16 protein-coding genes are annotated in these 18456 nt (G+C 64.3%); 14 read left to right on the forward strand and 2 right to left on the reverse strand.

Features of this window, described 5'->3' with window-relative positions; translation table 11 throughout:
- The first annotated feature begins 105 nt into the window (after nucleotides 1-105).
- From gcvA to NKH78_RS06390, 8 genes are all read left to right on the forward strand, one after another.
- Nucleotides 106-1080, forward strand: a complete 975-nt coding sequence (gene gcvA, locus NKH78_RS06355; protein ID WP_023676980.1) for a transcriptional regulator GcvA — start codon at nucleotides 106-108, stop codon at nucleotides 1078-1080.
- A gap of 192 nt (nucleotides 1081-1272) precedes the next feature.
- On the forward strand, nucleotides 1273-2577 hold the full coding sequence (gene pncB, locus NKH78_RS06360; RefSeq protein WP_352472380.1) for a nicotinate phosphoribosyltransferase: 1305 nt from the start codon (nucleotides 1273-1275) through the stop codon (nucleotides 2575-2577).
- A 163-nt stretch (nucleotides 2578-2740) separates the two neighbouring features.
- Nucleotides 2741-4180, forward strand: a complete 1440-nt coding sequence (locus NKH78_RS06365) for a hypothetical protein (RefSeq protein WP_352769572.1) — start codon at nucleotides 2741-2743, stop codon at nucleotides 4178-4180.
- 162 nt (nucleotides 4181-4342) lie between these two features.
- Nucleotides 4343-5647: an ABC transporter substrate-binding protein gene (locus tag NKH78_RS06370; RefSeq protein ID WP_352736690.1), complete on the forward strand. Its 1305-nt coding sequence runs from the start codon at nucleotides 4343-4345 to the stop codon at nucleotides 5645-5647.
- Nucleotides 5648-5733: 86 nt separating this feature from the next.
- On the forward strand, nucleotides 5734-6615 hold the full coding sequence (locus tag NKH78_RS06375) for a branched-chain amino acid ABC transporter permease (RefSeq protein ID WP_352882333.1): 882 nt from the start codon (nucleotides 5734-5736) through the stop codon (nucleotides 6613-6615).
- A complete protein-coding gene (locus NKH78_RS06380) occupies nucleotides 6612-7574 on the forward strand; it encodes a branched-chain amino acid ABC transporter permease (RefSeq protein WP_352736691.1) in 963 nt (320 codons plus the stop codon). Before NKH78_RS06375 ends, NKH78_RS06380 begins: the two co-directional genes overlap by 4 nt.
- Complete coding sequence (locus tag NKH78_RS06385) at nucleotides 7571-8299, forward strand: ABC transporter ATP-binding protein (protein WP_352736693.1); 729 nt, start codon at nucleotides 7571-7573, stop codon at nucleotides 8297-8299. The genes NKH78_RS06380 and NKH78_RS06385 overlap by 4 nt, the downstream gene beginning before the upstream one ends.
- Nucleotides 8292-9011: an ABC transporter ATP-binding protein gene (locus NKH78_RS06390; RefSeq protein ID WP_352472376.1), complete on the forward strand. Its 720-nt coding sequence runs from the start codon at nucleotides 8292-8294 to the stop codon at nucleotides 9009-9011. The genes NKH78_RS06385 and NKH78_RS06390 overlap by 8 nt, the downstream gene beginning before the upstream one ends.
- Here the strand turns inward: NKH78_RS06390 and NKH78_RS06395 are convergent, their stop codons facing one another.
- Nucleotides 9012-10439, reverse strand: coding sequence for a sodium:proton antiporter (locus NKH78_RS06395; RefSeq protein ID WP_352736695.1), 1428 nt, complete (start codon nucleotides 10437-10439; stop codon nucleotides 9012-9014).
- A gap of 40 nt (nucleotides 10440-10479) precedes the next feature.
- Nucleotides 10480-11079, reverse strand: coding sequence for a bifunctional nicotinamidase/pyrazinamidase (pncA, locus tag NKH78_RS06400; RefSeq protein WP_023676971.1), 600 nt, complete (start codon nucleotides 11077-11079; stop codon nucleotides 10480-10482).
- A gap of 272 nt (nucleotides 11080-11351) precedes the next feature.
- Between pncA and NKH78_RS06405 the strand changes: the two genes are divergently transcribed.
- From NKH78_RS06405 to NKH78_RS06430, 6 genes are read left to right on the forward strand one after another with little or no spacing between them, the layout of a single operon-like run.
- The gene (locus tag NKH78_RS06405; RefSeq protein WP_352539932.1) at nucleotides 11352-12212 is read left to right on the forward strand and encodes an FAD binding domain-containing protein; all 861 of its coding nucleotides are present in this window, start codon (nucleotides 11352-11354) and stop codon (nucleotides 12210-12212) included.
- A complete protein-coding gene (locus NKH78_RS06410; protein WP_352736699.1) occupies nucleotides 12212-14965 on the forward strand; it encodes a molybdopterin-dependent oxidoreductase in 2754 nt (917 codons plus the stop codon). The genes NKH78_RS06405 and NKH78_RS06410 overlap by 1 nt, the downstream gene beginning before the upstream one ends.
- Nucleotides 14962-16506 (forward strand): 6-hydroxynicotinate reductase, encoded by a 1545-nt coding sequence (locus tag NKH78_RS06415; protein ID WP_352736701.1) that lies wholly within the window; start codon nucleotides 14962-14964, stop codon nucleotides 16504-16506. The genes NKH78_RS06410 and NKH78_RS06415 overlap by 4 nt, the downstream gene beginning before the upstream one ends.
- Nucleotides 16503-17378 carry a UPF0280 family protein gene (locus NKH78_RS06420; protein WP_352736703.1) on the forward strand — a complete coding sequence of 292 codons (876 nt, stop codon included), beginning with the start codon at nucleotides 16503-16505 and terminating at the stop codon, nucleotides 17376-17378. Before NKH78_RS06415 ends, NKH78_RS06420 begins: the two co-directional genes overlap by 4 nt.
- Complete coding sequence (locus tag NKH78_RS06425; RefSeq protein ID WP_352467809.1) at nucleotides 17371-17955, forward strand: amino acid synthesis family protein; 585 nt, start codon at nucleotides 17371-17373, stop codon at nucleotides 17953-17955. Before NKH78_RS06420 ends, NKH78_RS06425 begins: the two co-directional genes overlap by 8 nt.
- Nucleotides 17937-18413, forward strand: a complete 477-nt coding sequence (locus NKH78_RS06430; protein WP_502894214.1) for a MarR family winged helix-turn-helix transcriptional regulator — start codon at nucleotides 17937-17939, stop codon at nucleotides 18411-18413. Before NKH78_RS06425 ends, NKH78_RS06430 begins: the two co-directional genes overlap by 19 nt.
- Nucleotides 18414-18456: the final 43 nt, after the last annotated feature.

An 18456-nucleotide genomic window follows, 5' to 3' on the forward strand; every position in this document is an offset into this window, starting at 1 on the left:
TCTTGATGCAATGCCTGGGCAAAGTGTCCCGTAGCTGCATTGAAAAATCAATTGATATTGTTAGTGTGTTATCTGTGAGAAAATCTCACAGAGCCCAGGGTCCAAATGGCCAAGCGTTTGCCACCGCTCAACCCGCTGCGCGCCTTCGAGGCGACGGCGCGCCACGCCTCGCTGAGCAAGGCGGCGGCTGAGCTCAACGTCACCCACGGCGCCATTAGCCATCAGATCAAGGCGCTCGAGCAATCGTTGGGTGTCAAGCTGTTCGAGCGTGCCGGTCAGCGGGTGAAGCTGACGCCGCACGGCGCCGAGCTGCTGCCGGCGGTGTCGACCGCCTTCGACGGCATTGCCGCCGCCACGCAGCGCATGACGAGACCGGCCAGCACCGGCGTTCTCTCTGTATCCTGCGTGCCGGCGTTACTGTTGCTGTGGATGATCCCGCGGCTGGGCAGCTTCACCTCGCAATATCCGGATATCAGGCTGACGCTGATCCCATCCAATGATGCCAAGGACGTCCGCGCACCGCATATCGATGTCTGCGTGCACTATGGCGACGGCAGCTGGACCGACTGCTGGATGCGCAAATGGTCGGGCCTCGAACTGTTCCCGGTGGTCAGCCCGACGCTGATCAACAACCGCCCGATCCGCACCGTCCGCGACCTCGCCGATCACGTCTTCCTGCATGGCGACGACGGCCGCGAATGGCATACCTGGCTGGCCGCCGCCGACGCGCTGGACCTCGAGCGCGGCCGTCGCCATCATCTCGGCGATGCGCGGATGGCGACCGAGGCCGCGGTTCACGGCCATGGCGTGGCGCTCGGCGATACGGTGACGGCAAGCGGACTGCTCGCCAGGGGCCTGCTTGTCGCCCCGTTCAGTCTTTCCGTGCCGGCCGTCGACGATTTCTACGTCGTCTGCCGCAACGAGATGCGGTCGGCGCCGATCGTGCAATTGTTCATCGACTGGCTGTTTGCCGAGAAAGAACAGGCCGACCGCCGCGCTGACGCACCGGTGGCAGGCCGCATCGGCATTCGCCGCAAGCGTCCAGCGCTCAAGGTGGTCGGCGCCAAGACCGCATCCTGAGGCCGAAACTGCCGTAGGCGCCGCTTGCAGCAGGGGCTTCTTTTTGTCGGGCCAGCCCGCAAAGCGGGAGGCGCGTTCAAAAATTCGATGCTAAGAGGCATTTGGAGCAATTCCAGGAAAAGTGCGCAGCGGTTTTCCGTCCGGAATTGCGCTAGACAAAAGCTAGAGCGAGCAACGAAGGCGCATTAAGCGATGGCAAAGACCGATATAGCGCGGCGCGTCTACAATCACACCTGGAAGCTCGACCCGATCGTCCGCAGCTTGCTCGACACCGATTTCTACAAGCTTCTGATGCTGCAGATGATCTGGGGTATGTATCCCAAGGTCGACGCCACCTTCTCGCTGATCAACCGCACCACCTCGGTCCGCCTTGCCGAGGAGATCGATGAGACGGAGCTGCGCGAGCAGCTCGACCATGCCCGCACCTTGCGCTTCTCTAAGAAAGAGATGATCTGGCTCGGCGGCAACACCTTCTATGGCCGCAAGCAGATATTCGAACCGGAATTCCTCGCCTGGCTGGAAAATTTCCGGCTGCCCGAATACGAGCTTTCCAAGCGCGACGGCCAATACGAACTCGCCTTCAGCGGTCCGTGGATGTACACGACGCTGTGGGAGATCCCGGCGCTGGCAATTATCAATGAACTTCGATCTCGCGCGGCCATGCGGGCGTTCGGGCCGTTCGCGCTCGACGTGCTCTATGCCCGCGCCAAGGCCAAGATGTGGGCCAAGACCGAGCGGCTGAAGGCGCTGCCCGGCATCCGCATCTCGGATTTCGGCACCCGCCGCCGTCATTCTTTCCTGTGGCAGCGCTGGTGCGTCGAAGCGTTGAAGGAGGGCATCGGCGAGGCCTTCACTGGCACCTCCAACGTGCTGCTCGCCATGGACAACGATCTCGAGGCGCTCGGCACCAACGCGCATGAGCTGCCGATGGTGTTCGCCGCGCTCACCAATTCGGAAAAGGAATTGAAACGGTCGCCCTACAACGTGCTGCAGGACTGGCAGCGCTACTACGGCGGCAACCTGCTGATCGTACTGCCGGACACCTTCGGCACTGCGGCGTTCCTGCGCGATGCACCGGACTGGGTCGCCGACTGGACCGGCTTCCGCCCCGACAGCGCGCCGCCGATCGAAGGCGGCGAGAAAATCATTTCCTGGTGGCGCGAAAAGGGCAAGGACCCCAAGCAGAAGCTGCTCATCTTCTCGGATGGGCTGGAGGTCGAGACCATCGAGGAAACCTATCGCCATTTCCGCGGCAAGGTGCGCATGTCCTTCGGCTGGGGCACCAACCTGACCAACGATTTCGAGGGCTGCGCGCCGACCGAGACCAACCGGCTAGACGCCATCTCGCTGGTCTGCAAGGTCACCGAAGCCAACGGCAGGCCGGCGGTCAAGCTTTCCGACAATCCGGCCAAGTCGACAGGCGACGAGAAAGAGATCGAGCGCTATTTGCGCATCTTCGGCCAGAAGGACCGCGTGGAGCAGTTGGTGAAGGTGTGAAGTAGGGGAACTCTTGCGTAGTATGAGTTCCTTCGCGCCCCCCTCTGTCCTGCCGGACATCTTCCCCGCGAGGGGGGAGATTGCGCCCTCATTGCTGCTTTCGCCAATTGCTGAAGTTGCAGAAGGAGAGCCGACGGCGGAACCGCCGATCTCCCCGCTTGAGATGTCCGGCAGGACAGAGGGGGGCGCTGTAGAGCGCTGCATTTCGGCAATCAGGCCCTTTCCCGGCCTCGTCGCTTCCTTGGCATTCCCATCCACGCCCGCCTTCGCCCACGCCTCCGACCGCGGCCATGTCCTGCTGCTTCCCACCGGCTACTACGTCGTCGGTGGCGCGCTCGCGGTTGCCGCCAGCTTCCTTGTCCTGGCTCTACTGCCGCCGGACTCCCTCGACCGCTTCTGGCGCAAACGCCTGCCGCTTTTTACCTTCGGCGACGGCGCGCGGACTGCCGTCAGCCTGGTATCCTTTGTCGGCTTTGCAATTCTGATTGCCGCCGGCCTGTTCGGCAGCCGCGATCCGCTTTCCAATCCGCTGCCGCTGACCGTGTGGACGCTGCTCTGGGTTGGCCTGGCTCTGTTGCAGGGGCTCGCCGGCGATCTCTGGTCGTGGCTCAACCCCTGGTACGGGCCATGCCGCGTCGCCTCGCGCCTGTCCGGCAGAACGCAGCCGAATCTGCTCCCCCAACGGCTCGGCTATTGGCCGGCTTTCCTGCTGTTCTTCGCCTTCGCCTGGTTCGAGCTGATCGACCCTGCGCCAGACGATCCGGCGCGGCTGGCCTGGGCCGCCGGCGCCTATTGGCTGCTGACCTTTGCCGCTATGCAGGTCGTCGGATACCGCGACTGGAGCCTGCGCGGTGAGTTCCTGACGGTGTTCTTTTCCATGGTAGCGCACTTCGCCATCATCGAGCGCAACGAAGACGGCCGGCTCAAACTCTGCTGGCCGGGTGCCAAGCTGCTCGGTGGCGCGCCGCTACCGCTCAGCGGCGTCGCTTTCCTGCTGCTTGCGCTGTCGTCTGTGTCCTTCGACGGCCTGTCGAAAACCTTCTTCTGGCTAGGCTGGTTCGGCATCAATCCGCTGGAGTTTCCTGGACGCACCGCTTTGATCGGCATCGGCAGTTTCGGTCTTGTGCTGAGCTTTGCCGTGCTTGCGGCCGTGTTCGCGCTAGCCGTCTTTCTTGGCCAGCACCTTGCCGGCAGCAACCATTCGCTCGGTCACGCCGCCGGGCTTTTGGCCTGGTCGATCGTACCGATCGCGCTCGCCTACCACTTCGCGCATTATCTGACGGCGCTGCTGGTCGACGGCCAATATGCAATTGCCGCTCTCTCCGACCCGTTTGCGTTTGGCTGGAACCTGTTCGGTACCGCAGACATGTCAATTGAAGCCGGCGTTGTCGCCGGCGCCGGCTCGGCGTGGTGGCTGTGGAACCTCCAGGCCGGCGTCATCATTGGCGGCCACATGCTTGCTGTGCTTGTCGCCCATGGCTTGGCCTGGCGGCTGCACGCCATTCCGGCTCGCGCCGCGCTCAGCCAGTTCCCGCTCACCGTGCTGATGATCGCCTACACCGTCCTCGGCCTATGGCTGCTTGCGACGCCGAGCGCCGGATGAACGAGGTGTGCGATGGCCGTCAATCGAACCTTGGGGAAAGCTCGCTTGCCACGTCAGAGCTTTGGTGATTTAGTTTGTACACATGCAATTTTCGCCCCTCTTAACAAGAGTGGCCTGCCTGCTACAGCCATTGGTCAAAGCTCAAAAACAAGGGGAACTGCCGTGACTGACAAGAATGGGTTTTTCGATCTCTCCAGATCCGCTCTCACCCGCCGCACGGCGCTGAAGGGCCTTGCCGCCGGCGCCGGTCTTGCCGTCGCGCCGGGTTTCGTGCGTTACAGCCAGGCGCAGAACTCGGCGCCGATCAAGATCGGCTTCCAGTCGCACCGCACCGGCATCGGCGCCGCCTATGGCCGCTGGTACGAGAAGACCACAGCGGCTGCCGTCAAGGCGATCAACGATGCCGGCGGCATCAACGGCCGACCCGTCGAGGTGATCATTGAGGATGACGGCACCGATCCCGGCCGGGGCGCCGAAGTCGTCGGCAAGTTCGCCTCTCAGCACAAGACCGATATCGTCTACGGCACGCTGTTTTCGCATGTCGTCATCGGCTCGGCGCCGGCCGCCGGCGAGGCCAAGATGCCCTATTTCGTTGTCAGCGAAGGCCACCACGTCGCCTCGACCAAGTTGAACCGCTACGTCTTCCAGCCCGGCATCACCGATGTGAAGAGCCAGATCCAGTCGATGGCGCCGTGGATTGCCGCCAATGCCGGCAAGAAGGTGACGCAGATCTTCCCCGATTTCGCTTTCGGCTACGACCATCGCGACTACCTGCCGCCGGCCCTGAAGGCGCAAGGCGCCGAGGTCATTGCGCAGATCGCGATTCCGCCGACGGAATCCTCCTTCACCAAATATTTCCCGCAGATCCCCGCAGAGACCGAGGTGATCTACCACGTCATGGTCGGCCCGGCGGTGCTCACCTTCGTCAAGGAGCTCGGCGAGTTCTACGGCTCCAATCGGCCGCAATTGTTCGGCTTCATCGATTCGCTCGAAGCCACCGACATCAACAGCCCCGGCCTCGAATTCCTCGACGGCAGCCATTTCTGGGAAGGCTCGCCGCGTTATGCGCAGCCCGATGACTCCCCTGCGCAGAAAGCCTACCGCGCCGCCGTCGGCATCGACGACAATGGTGCCGCCGTCGGCGACCCCAAGGACGTCTCCACCGCCGCGCACATGTTCGGCTGCTGGGAAACGCTCTACGTCGTCAAGAAGGCGATGGAGGATGCCGGCTACAAGGGCTCGGAAGACCGCGCCAAGCTGGTCGAGGCGACCGAGGCGTTGACCGAGTTCGCCGAGGGGCCGGAGCACCCGCAAGGGCCGAAAACCTTCAACGGCAAGATCCACCAGTGCTTTGGCATCCAGAACATCTCCAAGGTTGAAGGCGGCCGGCTGAATGTCGTCCACAAGACCAAGATCGAGGACGGCCTCTACGAGCCTGAGGGGGATTACACGACGCAGACGCTGTGAGCTTGGCTGCTGCAGCAAGCGTGAGCGCCAAGATACCCCCCTCTGGCCAGAGGGGGGTGCTTCGCGCATCCGCCGGTGCTTAGGCGATGCACTTCGGACCTCACCTGCTCCTCGCCGCCCTCGAAGGCCTCGTCACCTCCGCCGTGCTGGCGCTGACGGCGCTTGGGCTGTCGCTGGTGTTCGGCGTCATGCGCGTCGTCAATGTCGCGCATGGCGAGTTCTTCATGCTGGGCGCGGTGCTTGCCTGGGCGATCTCAACGGCGATATCCGGCCATCCGGCGCTCGGCTTCCTGGCCGCCCTGGTGCTGGCGCCGCTGATCGTCGGCCTGATCGCGCTGCTCGCCGAACGGCTGGTGCTGTGCCGGCTCAACTACAATCCGGAAGCCACCATCGTCGCCACCATCGGCATGCTCTACATCATCCAGCAATTGGCGCTGACCTTCTACGGCCCGGAGGCGCGGCCGGTGGAGCCGCCGTTCAGCTACCGCATCCTCCTGCCGTGGTTCGGCTATTCCGGCTACAAGCTGTCGATCATCGCCGCGTCGGCGCTGCTGCTGGTCGCGACCTGGCTGGTGCTGACGCGCACGAAAATCGGCCTCGTCATGCGCGCCACGCAATATGACAGCGAGACGGCGCAGGCCTTCGGCATCCCGGTGACCAGAGTCTATGCCGGTGTTTTCGCGCTCGGCGCCATGCTGGCTGCTGTCGCCGCGGTGCTGATCGTGCCGATCAGCCAGGCCCACTATCTGATGGGACAGGACCCGCTGTTGCTGTCGTTCATCGTCGTCATCATCGGCGGCCTCGGCTCGCTGCGCGGCACGGTCGTCGCCGCGGTGCTGATCGGCCTTTCCGACGGCATCATCTCGGTGTTCTTCTCACCGACGCTGGCCAAGATCATCGCCACCTTGCTCGTCGCCATGGTGCTGGTGTTCCGGCCGCAGGGCCTATTCGGGACGACATCGCGATGAAGGATGCTTCGCCGGCAAAGCAATATGCGCTGCACCTCGGCGTCATCGCCCTGCTTTTCGGGCTTAGCTTCGTCCTGCCGGAATACCATCACGGCCTGCTCGCCCGCATCATGGTGCTGGCGGTCTTCGCCATGGGCTACAATCTGCTGTTCGGCTATGTCGGGCTGCTCAGCCTCGGCCATGCCATGTTCTTTTCAGCCGGGCTCTATGGCGCCGGCCTTGCCGTCATCCATCTCGGCTGGAGCGTGCCGGCCGCCTTCGCAGCCGGGCTTGCCTGCGGCGCGCTTCTCGCGCTGGTGATCGGGCTGCTGGCGCTGCGCACCTCCGGCGTCGCCTTCATGATCGTCACCATGATGTTCGCTCAGGTATTTTATCTCGTCATTCTTTATTTCGCTGCCTGGACCGGTGGCGACCAGGGCATGGTCGTGCCGCAGCCGATGCGTGTCCTTGTCCTGGGCAGCACGTCACTCGACCTCACCAACCCAACCGTGCGCTATATGAGCGCGCTGGCACTGTTCTCGATCGTGCTGCTCATAAGCCTGGCGATAGTCCGCTCCGGCTACGGTCGCGTGCTGGTCGCCATCCGCGAGAACGAGGAGCGGACCAAGATGTTCGGCTACGACACGTTCTCCAGCAAGCTCGCCGCCGTCGTCATCTCCGGCAGCATCTGCGCGGCTTCCGGCGCGGCCTATGCGCTGCTGTTCGGCTATGTCGGCTCGAGCTTCGCCTCGGTGCAATACTCCATCCTGCCGCTGCTCTGGGTGCTGCTGGGCGGTGCCGCCACCACGCTCGGTCCGCTGATCGGCACGCTGTTCATGTATTATGTCATCGACGTCGCCAGCGGCTACACCTCGGCCTATCTGCTGGTCGTCGGCATAGCGCTCATCCTGCTGGTGCTGTTCTTCCCGAGAGGCATTCTCGGCAGCATCCGCCAGCGCTGGCTCGGGTGGTTGCCATGATGCCGCTGCTCACCACCAAAGGCCTGTCGCGCAGTTTCGGCGGCTTGCGTGCCGTCGACGGCGTCGACTTCGCGCTGATACCGGGCGAGATTCGCGCCATTATCGGCCCCAACGGTGCCGGCAAGACCACCTTCGTCAGCCTGGTCAGCGGCCGCATCCAGCCCTCGTCGGGCATGATCGTCTTCGACGGCGCCGACATCACCAGCCTGCCTGCCTACGCCCGGGTTCGCCTCGGCATCGCCTATACGTTCCAGATCACCAGCGTCTTTGCCAATCTCAGCGCCTACGACAATGTTGCCCTGCCGGTGCAGCGCACGCTGACCGACGGCCGCTCGAAGGGCGCGGTTCACACCGGCGTCATGGCGGCTCTCGAGCGCACCGGCCTTGCCGACCGGGCGCAAATGCCTGCCGGGCAATTGTCCTACGGTCACCAGCGGTTGCTGGAAGTGGCAATGGGACTGGCACTGAAGCCGCGGCTGCTGATCCTCGACGAACCGACGCAAGGGCTTGCCGACAGCGAGATCGACAATTTCATCGAGCTGGTGCGCGAGATCGCCGATAGCGCCACCGTGCTTTTGATCGAGCACAACATGCCGGTGGTCATGCGGCTCGCCGACCGCATCACCGTCTTCAACGCCGGCAGGATCTTGGCTGAAGGCACGCCCGAGCAGATCCGCGCCAATGCCGCGGTGCAGGACGCCTATCTGGGGACGACCCATGGCTGAGGCCCAGTCCAAGGCACTGACGATCTCCGGGGTCGACTGCTTCTATGGCGAGGTCCAGGTGCTCTATGGCCTCGATCTTGTCTTGAACGAGGGCGAAGTGCTCTGCCTGTTCGGCCGCAACGGCGCCGGCAAGACGACGACGCTGAAGGCAATCATGGGCCTGGTGCCGGTAAGCTCCGGCTCGATCAGGCTCGAAGGGCGGGAATTGAGCGGCTTGCCGGCGCACGAGGTGCCCAAGGCCGGCGTCGCCTACGTGCCGCAGGGCCGGCGGCTGTTCGCCGAGATGACGGTGGCGGAAAACATCGAGATCGGCCTGATGGCCCGCAACAAGGGCAAGGCGACGCGCGAGAACGTGCTCGATCTCTTCCCGCTGTTGCGCCAGCGCCTCAGGCAGCGTTCGGGCACGCTATCCGGCGGCGAGCAGCAGATGCTGGCCATGGCCCGCGCCCTGTGTCTGGAACCGCAGGTGCTCCTGCTCGACGAGCCGACCGAAGGGCTGATGCCGTCGATGATCGCCAAGATCCGCGAAACCGTGTCGAAGCTGCGTGCGCTTGGCGTGTCGACAATTCTTGTCGAGCAGCGCGTCGATGCCGTGCTGTCGGTCGCAGACCGCGTTTGTTTCATCGAAAACGGCCGCAACCGCGAGACGGTCGATGTCGAGGAACTGCGTTCCGATCCCTCCGCGGTCCGTCGCTATGTCGGCGTCGGATGATCAGGCAAAGAACAGCAAGCCGGCAAGCAGGAATGTCGGGATCAGCACCGCGCCCGACCATGCCATATAGCCAAAGAAGCTCGGCATCTTGATGCCGCGATGCCTGGCAATGGCATAGACCATGAAATTCGGCGCATTGCCGACATAGGTGTTGGCGCCCATGAACACCGCGCCTGCCGAGATCGCCGCCAGCGTCGAGGCGAGCTCGGTCATCAGATGCTGCGCATCGCCGCCAGCCAGCTCGAAGAACACCAGATAGGTCGGCGCATTGTCGAGGAAGGACGACAGCGCTCCGGTCAGCCAGAAATAGGCAAGGTTGTCCGGCGCGCCGGTCGGCGAACTGACCAGCAGTACCAACGGCGCCAGCGCGCCATCGAGCCCGGCCCGCAATATGGCGACGACCGGCACGATGCAGATGAAGATGCTGGCGAACAGCTTCGCCACCTCGGCAATCGGCCCCCAGTTGAAGGCGTTTGCGCCGCGAAACTCCTTCGGCGAGACGACAAGCGAAGTGAAGGCCAGTATCAGGATGGCGGCGTCCCGCACCAGATTCTGCAGCTCGAGGCTGACACCCTGAAATGAGAAACTCACTCCCGGCTTCCAGGCAGCGGAAATCAGGATCGCGGCGATTACGCCGGCCAGCAGCGGGATGTTGGCCAGGCCGCGAATGCGCACCTTGCTGTCGGGCGTCGGATCCTTGATCTTCGGCGCGCCTTCCTCCCGGCGATGCATGATGATGTCGATCGCCAGGAAAACAGCCAGCACCACGCCGGCGACGAACAGCGTCTCGGGCAGCAGGTGAACTGTCGTCCAGAAGAAATCGACGCCGCGCAGAAAGCCGACGAACAGCGGCGGATCGCCCAGCGGCGTTAGCGACCCGCCGATGTTGGACACCAGGAAGATGAAAAAGATGACGACATGGGCGTTGAAGCGCCGGTTGTCGTTGGCGCGGATGAGCGGCCGGATCAGGATCATCGAGGCGCCGGTTGTGCCAATGATCGAGGCAAGCAGCGCCCCTCCCAGCAACAGCCCGGCATTGACCAGCGGCGTGCCGTGTATGTTGCCGGCAACGAAGATACCGCCCGAAATGGTGAACAGCGCAAACAGCAGGATGATGAACGACATGTATTCGGTGAGCAGCGCATGCAGCACTGCCTGCGTGGCGGACGGGATGCCGAAGGCGATGGCCAGCGGCCCGATCACCAACGCTGCCCAGAAGGCAGCGATCTTGCCGTAATGGTGCTCCCAAGCATGATGGAACAGCAGCGGGCCGGTCGCGATGCAAAGCAATAGCCCGGCAAACGGCAGCACCCACCAAAGCGACATGGCGGCGCCCGGCAATTCGTGCGCTTCGGCCGCGAGAACCGCATTCGGAGAAAAGATTGCTGCAACAAGTGCAGCACTTGCCGTCAACGCCGCAAACCGCATGAAGCCCCTCAAAAGTCTGTCAGGTTCGGCTGGATGACGTTCAAATCAGTGTCACGCCGGCATCGCGCATCCGGCCCAGCATCCTCTCCACGGAGCCGTTGAGATCGATGCCGCGGCAGGCGTCGAGCCGCACGGACGTCTCAAAACCGAGCTTGACCGCGTCGAGCGCCGAAAAGGCGACGCAGAAATCCGTCGCCAGGCCGACCAGGGTCAGCGTCTCGATGTTCCGATCCCGGAGATAGCCGGCAAGGCCGGTCGGCGTCGTCCGGTCGTTCTCGAAGAATGCGGAATAGCTGTCGATCGCAGGACGGAACCCCTTGCGGATCACCAACTCGGCCTTGCTCCAGGCGAGGCCCGAATGGAAATCCGATCCCAGGCTGCCCTGGATGCAGTGATCCGGCCACAGCGTCTGGTGGCCATAAGGCACGTCGATCGTTTCGAACGGGTGCTTGCCGGGGTGGCTGGAGGCAAAGCTCGAATGGCCGGCAGGGTGCCAGTCCTGCGTCAGCAGGACGTGCTCGGTCCGCCGGATCAGGTCATTGACCAACGGCACGATTTCGTCGCCACCGGCCACTTCAAGGGCGCCACCCGGGCAGAAATCGTTCTGCAGGTCGATAACGACAAGCGCTTCGTCGGCCATGGAGCCTCCTTATTTTCTTGGTCTTGAGCTTAGGCTCCAATGAAAACGCGACCGGACGCAGAAACTTGACCAGATGGCCGGCTGCGTCAACCTCTCATGGCATAACAAATGCGTTCCGGGTGCACCGGGGCCAACAGCCGTGCAAACTCTGGCTTTGACAATTCCTGCCGGCTTGATATCATTTGCATACGAATGAATTTCCTGCCTTGAATGCTCGGGAAAATCTTTCGGCAGAATCCCCTCTCGGGAAGCCCATTCTGGGAAGGCAAAGCGTGATCCGTTACGCAAAACCCACCACGGTCGACGACGCCCTCGCGTTGCTGGGCGAAGGGCAATGGCGCATCCTCGCCGGCGGCACCGACTTCTATCCGGCACAGGGCAGCAAGCCTTTCCGCGACAATGTCCTCGATATCAATGGCCTGGTGGCATTGCGCGGCATTGCCGAAGCCGAAAACCATTGGCTCGTCGGCGCGCGCACCACCTGGACCGATCTCGTCCGCCATCCTCTGCCGGCGGCTTTCGACGCGCTGAAGCAGGCGGCGCGGGAAGTCGGCTCGGTGCAGATCCAGAACGTTGCCTCGATTGCCGGCAATCTCTGCAACGCCTCGCCGGCCGCCGACGGCGTGCCGGCGCTGCTGGTGCTCGATGCCGAAGTCGAACTGCGTTCCGCTGTGGCGACCCGGCATCTGCCCCTTGCAGAATTCATCCTCGGCAACCGTCGCACCGCACTGCAGCCCGGCGAAATGGTCACGGCAATCCGCATTCCCAAACCCGCGACCGCCGGCAGCTCCGCCTTCGTGAAACTCGGCGCGCGGCGTTATCTCGTCATCTCCATCGCCATGGCCGCCGCACGCCTGGCCGTCGAAGATGGTATGGTCAGGAACGCGGCCGTCGCCGTCGGTTCCTGCTCGGTTGTCGCCAGGCGCCTGGCGGGTGTCGAGGCGGCGCTACGCGGCCGGCCCGTCGGCCACGCGCTGGCCACTGCGATCCAATCCGCACCGATGGACGAGCTGTCGCCGATCGGCGACGTGCGCGGCAGCGCCGAATATCGGCTGGACGCTGCGCGCGAGATCGTCGCCCGCGCCGTGCTTGGTGCGATGGGCGCTGTTCCCGACGAAAGGGCGGCGGCCTGATGGGCATGGAGCGCGCCGACATCGCCTTCGAAGTCAACGGCGCCGCCGTCAGCGTTTGTGTGCCGCCGGTGCGGCGGCTGTCTGCGGTGCTGCGCGACGAGTTGCGGCTGACCGGCACCAAGATCGGCTGTGATGCCGGCGATTGCGGCGCCTGCACGGTGCTGGTCGACGGCGAGCCGGTCTGCGCCTGCTTGATGCCCGCGGCTTCCGCCTCCGGCACCGTGGTGACGACAGTCGAAGGCCTCGCCAATGGCCGGTTGTCGGCGCTGCAGGCTTCGTTCCTCAGCCATGGCGCAGCGCAATGCGGCGCCTGCACGCCCGGCCTGCTGGTCGCGGCAACGGCACTCCTGGACAGGACGCCTTGCCCGAGCGAGGCCGAAACGCAGGATGCACTGGGCGGCGTGCTCTGCCGCTGTACCGGCTACCGCAAGATCGTCACCGCGGTGATGGACGCTTGGCGCCACGCCGACGGCCTCGATCCGCGCATGCCATCCTCTGGCCATGCCGTCGGCTCCTCCCCGATCCGCGTAGATGGCCTGCCGAAAGTCACCGGCGACGAAAAATTCGGCGGTGATTCATTCCCGGCCGACGCGTTGTCGGTGCTGGTGGTCCGCTCGCCGCATTATCGTGCCGCTTTCACTTTTGGCGACCTCGGCAGTTGGGTGAAATCCCGTCCCGGCATTGCCGGCGTCTTCACCGCCGCCGACATTCCGGGAAAGAATTGTTTCGGCGTCATCGCGCCCTTCGCCGACCAGCCGGCGCTGGCCGAAGGGGTTTCGCGCTTTCGCGGTGAGGCGGTGGCGCTGGTTGCCGGCGAACGCGAGGCTATCCTCGATCTCGACCTTGCCGATTTTCCTGTCAGTTGGACCGAGTTGCCGCATTTTCTGGAAACTGGCGAAGCGCAGGCCGGCGGTGCGCAACTGGTCCATGAAAACCGGCCCTCGAACCTGCTCACCTCCGGCTTCGTCGAGCGTGGCGACCCGGAAGCCGCGCTTGCCGGTGCGGCTTTCGTCGTTTCCGGCGCCATCGACACCTCCTATGTCGAGCACGCCTATATCGAACCGGAAGCCGGCTATGCCTTCATGGACGGCGACACGCTGGTGGTCGTCGCCTGCACGCAGGCGCCCTATATGGACCGTGACGACACGGCAAAAGTGCTCGGCCTTGCCCCGGAAAAGGTGCGCATCGTGCCGACCGCCACCGGCGGCGGCTTCGGCTCCAAACTCGACGTCTCGCTGCAACCGCTCATCGGCCTCGTCGCCATGAAGACCGGCCGGCCGGCGGCGCTCGCCTACAGCCGCACCGAATCGATGATCTCGACCACCAAGCGCCATCCGGCTCTGATGAGAGCGAGCATCGGCGCCGATGCCGGCGGCCGCGTCACCGGCATGGTCTTCGCCGGCGATTTCAACACCGGCGCCTATGCCAGCTGGGGGCCGACGGTCGCCAACCGCGTGCCGGTGCACGCCTCCGGCCCCTATGCGACGCCGAACTATCGTGCCGAAGGCCGCGCCATCCACACCAATGGCCCGATTGCCGGCGCCTTTCGCGGTTTCGGCGTGCCGCAGGCGACGATCATGCAGGAGACCCTCTATGACGACCTGGCCGACAAGCTCGGCATGGATCGGCTCGCCTTTCGCCTGAAGAACTGCCTTCGGAACGGATCCGAAACAGTTACTGGGCAGCGGCTCGAGTCGGGCGTCGGCATCGCCGACTGCCTGGAGGCCCTCCGTTCACATTGGCAACGTGCCGTTCGCGATGCCGAAGCGTTCAATGCCGGTAGCAGCATCAAAAAACGCGGCGTCGGCATCGCTTCTTGCTGGTACGGCTGCGGCAACACCTCGCTGCCCAATCCGTCGACCATCAAGGTCGGCATCTCGATATCGGGCGAAGTCGTCCTGCATCAGGGGGCGGTCGATATCGGGCAAGGCTCCAACACCGTCATCGCGCAGATCTGCGCCGACGCGTTGGGTCTGCCATTGGAGAAGTTGCGGCTGAAAGGCGCCGATACGGCGATCACGCCCGACGCCGGCAAGACCTCGGCCTCGCGCCAGACTTTCGTCACCGGCAAGGCCGCCGAAAGGGCCGGCCGCGCCTTGCGCGAGGAGATCTTGCGTTTTGCCAATGTCTCGCAAAAGGCGGCGATTGCGCTGGACGGCACAAGCCTGAGCGTTAGGGAAGGCGAAGCGACGCGCCGCATCGATCTTTCCTCGCTGAAGGCAGACGTCGAAGGTTTTGTCTTCCGGGCCGAGGAAAGCTACGACCCGCCGACACAGCCGCTCGATGCAAAAGGTCAGGGCAAGCCTTACGCCGTCTATGGTTATGGCGCTCAGATCGCCGAACTGGAGGTCGACCTCAAGCTCGGCACCGTGAAGCTGATAAAAATCACCGCCGCCCACGATGTCGGCAAGGCCATCAATCCCTTGCTTGCCGAGGGCCAGATTGAGGGTGGCATCGCCCAGGGCATCGGCATGGCGCTGATGGAAGAATATATCCCCGGCCGCACCGAAAACCTCCACGACTATCTGATCCCGACGATCGGCGACGTGCCGCCGATCGAGACCGTCCTGATAGAAGTTCCGGATCCGGAAGGACCCTTCGGCGCCAAGGGTTTGGGCGAGCATGTTCTGATTCCGACGGCGCCGGCGATCCTCAACGCCATCCGCCATGCAACAGGTGTGCTGGTCACCAAAATTCCGGCGACGCCGACCCGCATCCGCGCCGCCATCCGCGACAAGGAGGCGCGCCGATGAGCGAGCTTGCCGAACGCTTCGAGACGCATGATCCCGGCGAGAAGCTGGTGGCCGAGAAGATCCGCTGCGATGCCTGTCCGGTCATGTGCTACATCGCCGATGGCCGCACCGGCGCCTGCGATCGCTACGGCAATGTTGGCGGCAGGATCGTGCGGATGGATCCGCTGACCATCCTCGACCACGCGGCCGAGACCGGCGCCGCAATCGTACCCTTTGCCGAGGAAGGCGAGGCATGGGACGGCGAACTGGTCAACACCGGCCGCCGCTTCGTCACCGCCATCGGCGCCGGCACCACCTATCCCGATTACAAGCCGGCGCCTTTCATCGTCAGCCAGGAGGTCGAGGGCGTCGATCTGGTCACCGTCGTCACCGAGGGCATCTTCTCCTATTGCGGCGTCAAGGTGAAGATCGACACCGATCGTCATATCGGCCCCGAAACGGCGACGGTCCGTGCCCAAGGCGAGGCGATCGGCCATGTCACCACCGGCGAATACGGCTCGCAGATGCTGTCGCTGGGCGGCGTACATCATTTGACCGGCGGCTCGAAGGCTGAAGGGCGCGCCACCTGTGACGCCATGCTCGCCCTGTGCAACCGCAAACCGGTCGAGCTCGTCATCGACGGCGGCGCCACCGTCATCGTCGAAGCCGGCAAGCCGCCGGTCATCGACGGCAAGCTCGAGCAGCGCATGCGTGTCGGCTGTGGTTCGGCCACCATCGGCATGTTCGCCACCCAGTGGCGTGGCCTTGTCGACGAGGTGGTGGTCGTCGACGACCATATTACCGGCGTGGTCTCCGAGCATCAGGCCGGCAAGGTGCTTGGCTGGCAGGACACCGGCATCAAGATCATCGGCCGCCGTTCGACCCCGGGCCGTTATTTCAAGGTGTCGGAGCCCGGCCTCGGCTGGGGCGGCACCAGTATTTCCGACCCGCTGTCGATCCTTGGTGAATGGAACGCCAAAAAGGGTGCGCGCCCCGGCATGTCGCTGCTGATGGTCTCGACCACCGGCGAGCAATTCGCCTATTACGAGCTCGACGACGAATTGAAGCCTGTGCAGAAACCGTTCCCGGAGCGGCTGCGGAAGTCGGTCGAACTGATCGAGGACAATTGCGAGCCGGCGCTCTGCACCGTGCTTTTCGTCGGCGGCGCCGGCGGCTCGCTGCGCGCCGGCGTCACCGAGAACCCGGTCAATCTGACCCGCTCGGTGCAGGGCCTCAAGACCTATGTGACGGTCGGCGGCGCGCCGGTCTATGTCTGGCCGGGCGGCGGCATCACGCTGATGGTCGACGTCACCCGCGTGCCGGAAGGCGCCTTCGGCTATGTGCCGACGCCGGCGCTGGTGGCGCCGATCGAGTTCACCATGCGCCGCGACGATTATGTCAGGCTTGGCGGCTACGAAGCCGAAATCCGCAGCGTCGACGATATCCTGGCCAAGGGCGGCGAATATCTCAATCCGCGCCGCGGCACGGCCGCACCCCCGGACAATCCCTGGCCGCCGCTGGCTCAGTTGCGTCGCGCGGCCGCAAACGGGGCCGGGCGATGAACGGCCCGCAGGCGCATTGGCTCGAGGACGGCCGGAGGGTTCACCTCAATCATGGGCCGATCGACCTGATCGTCGAGGCATTCGGCGAGGCGAGTGAATGCAGCGCCGCATATCACCAGGCGGTGGCGCGCTTCCAGACAATCCTGGTTGAACTGGTCGAAGAGTTGCCCGAACTGCGGCGCCCGGCCAGCTCGCGGCCACGTCCTTTCGCTGGCCCGACGGCGCGCCGCATGGAAGCGGCGGTCGTTCCGCTAGCGAAACAATTCATAACACCGATGGCGGCCGTCGCCGGCTCGGTAGCCGACGAAGTGCTTGGTTCACTGCTTGCCGGCCGCCAGCTCGAGCGCGCCTATGTCAACAATGGCGGCGACAGCGCGATCCACCTCGGCCACGGCCAGTCGATCACGCTTGCCATTGCCGGGACAGGTCATGGGTTGGCAGATCGTCTCACGATCCGCGCCGAAGACGGGATCCGCGGCGTCGCGACAAGCGGCTGGCGCGGCCGCTCCTTTTCGCTGGGCATCGCCGACGCGGTCACGGTGCTGGCGCGAACGGGTGCTGCAGCCGATGCCGCCGCGACCTTGATCGCCAACGCCGTCGACCTGCCCGGTCATCCAGCCGTTAGGCGCGTACGGGCGCGCGATCTCGCGCCTGACAGCGATCTCGGCGACCGTTTGGTGACGCAGCGCGTGGGGCCGCTTTCCGCCGCTGAAATCGCTATTGCACTGGAAGGTGGATTTGCCGTTGCCGAGGAGTTTCGGCGGCGCGGCCTGATTGCCGCCGCGGCGCTTTTCCTCGGCGGTCAGGCACGCGTCGCAGGTCCGATGAGGCTCGCCAATAAAGCTTTAGAGAGGGAAATTGCTCATGCCTGAGTTTCCGATCCGCAAGATCGCCGTGCTGACCGAAGAGATTTTTCACGAGGGCGGGCCGGTGGCGAAGGTGCCGCGGCGCCGCGCGGCGGCCATGGCTGTGGTCAAGAACCCGTTCGCCGGCCGTTACGTCGAGGAACTGCAGAGCGCCATGGAGGATTTGAAGCCGCTCGGGCTGCTGCTCTCCGACAGGCTTATTGCCGCATTGGGCGGCGACGTGAAACAGATCGACGGTTACGGCAAGGGCGCCATCGTCGGCATGGCGGGCGAGCTGGAGCATGGCGCGCTGTGGCATGTGCCGGGCGGCTATGCCATGCGCGAACGGCTCGGCGACGCCAAGGCGATCGTGCCGTCGGCAAAGAAGGTCGGCGCTTTCGGCGCGCGGCTCGATGTGCCGCTCGGCCACATCAACGCCGCCTATGTGCGCAGCCATTTCGATGCCATGGAAATCGGCATCAGCGATGGCCCGCGTCCCGACGAGATCCTGTTCTGCCTCGCAATGACCTGCGGCCCGCGTGTGCACGACCGCATGGGCGGGCTGGCGGCCAAGGATATCAAGGCATGGGACGGGCTGCGGTGAGCCCCGAAGACAATCTGCTCAAGCTGGTCGAGGCCGAGGAACCTGACGAGAACGACTATCGCTTGCAGGAGCAGGTCGGCTTCATCCTGCGCAAGGCGCATCAGCGCCATGTCTCGATCTTCGCCGCACACATCGCCGATCTGACGCCGCCGCAATTTGCCGCTTTGGCCAAATTGCGCGACGTCGGCGAGACCTCGCAGAACCAGCTTGGCAGCCTGATCGCCATGGATGCGGCGACCGTGAAGGGCGTCATCGACCGGCTGAAAGCGCGTGGCTTTGTCGAACTTAGCAAACACGAAGTCGACAAACGGCGCCTGCTGGTCAATCTGACGGCCGAGGGGCGCGACGCGATCGAGCGGCTGATCCCGCTTGCCCGCGAGATCACGCAGGAAACGCTGGCGCCGCTTTCCGCCAAGGAGGCGGCCATTTTCATGAAGCTGCTGGCCAAGCTGGCTTAATCTGCTGCCTGCCGGCGTTTGATTGTTGTTCCTGCCGGGCGCT

Source organism: Mesorhizobium sp. M0910 (assembly GCF_040319465.1).
Lineage (GTDB): Bacteria > Pseudomonadota > Alphaproteobacteria > Rhizobiales > Rhizobiaceae > Mesorhizobium.

What these genes read in the sequence shown, in the direction of transcription:
- gcvA (WP_023676980.1), top strand. Translation starts at nt 106, where the DNA reads ATGGCCAAGCGTTTGCCACCGCTCAACCCGCTGCGCGCCTTCGAGGCG.
- pncB (WP_352472380.1), top strand. Translation starts at nt 1,273, where the DNA reads ATGGCAAAGACCGATATAGCGCGGCGCGTCTACAATCACACCTGGAAG.
- NKH78_RS06365 (WP_352769572.1), top strand. Translation starts at nt 2,741, where the DNA reads ATGTCCGGCAGGACAGAGGGGGGCGCTGTAGAGCGCTGCATTTCGGCA.
- NKH78_RS06375 (WP_352882333.1), top strand. Translation starts at nt 5,734, where the DNA reads ATGCACTTCGGACCTCACCTGCTCCTCGCCGCCCTCGAAGGCCTCGTC.
- NKH78_RS06380 (WP_352736691.1), top strand. Translation starts at nt 6,612, where the DNA reads ATGAAGGATGCTTCGCCGGCAAAGCAATATGCGCTGCACCTCGGCGTC.
- NKH78_RS06385 (WP_352736693.1), top strand. Translation starts at nt 7,571, where the DNA reads ATGATGCCGCTGCTCACCACCAAAGGCCTGTCGCGCAGTTTCGGCGGC.
- NKH78_RS06390 (WP_352472376.1), top strand. Translation starts at nt 8,292, where the DNA reads ATGGCTGAGGCCCAGTCCAAGGCACTGACGATCTCCGGGGTCGACTGC.
- NKH78_RS06395 (WP_352736695.1), bottom strand. Translation starts at nt 10,439, where the DNA reads ATGCGGTTTGCGGCGTTGACGGCAAGTGCTGCACTTGTTGCAGCAATC.
- pncA (WP_023676971.1), bottom strand. Translation starts at nt 11,079, where the DNA reads ATGGCCGACGAAGCGCTTGTCGTTATCGACCTGCAGAACGATTTCTGC.
- NKH78_RS06410 (WP_352736699.1), top strand. Translation starts at nt 12,212, where the DNA reads ATGGGCATGGAGCGCGCCGACATCGCCTTCGAAGTCAACGGCGCCGCC.
- NKH78_RS06415 (WP_352736701.1), top strand. Translation starts at nt 14,962, where the DNA reads ATGAGCGAGCTTGCCGAACGCTTCGAGACGCATGATCCCGGCGAGAAG.
- NKH78_RS06420 (WP_352736703.1), top strand. Translation starts at nt 16,503, where the DNA reads ATGAACGGCCCGCAGGCGCATTGGCTCGAGGACGGCCGGAGGGTTCAC.
- NKH78_RS06425 (WP_352467809.1), top strand. Translation starts at nt 17,371, where the DNA reads ATGCCTGAGTTTCCGATCCGCAAGATCGCCGTGCTGACCGAAGAGATT.
- NKH78_RS06430 (WP_502894214.1), top strand. Translation starts at nt 17,937, where the DNA reads ATGGGACGGGCTGCGGTGAGCCCCGAAGACAATCTGCTCAAGCTGGTC.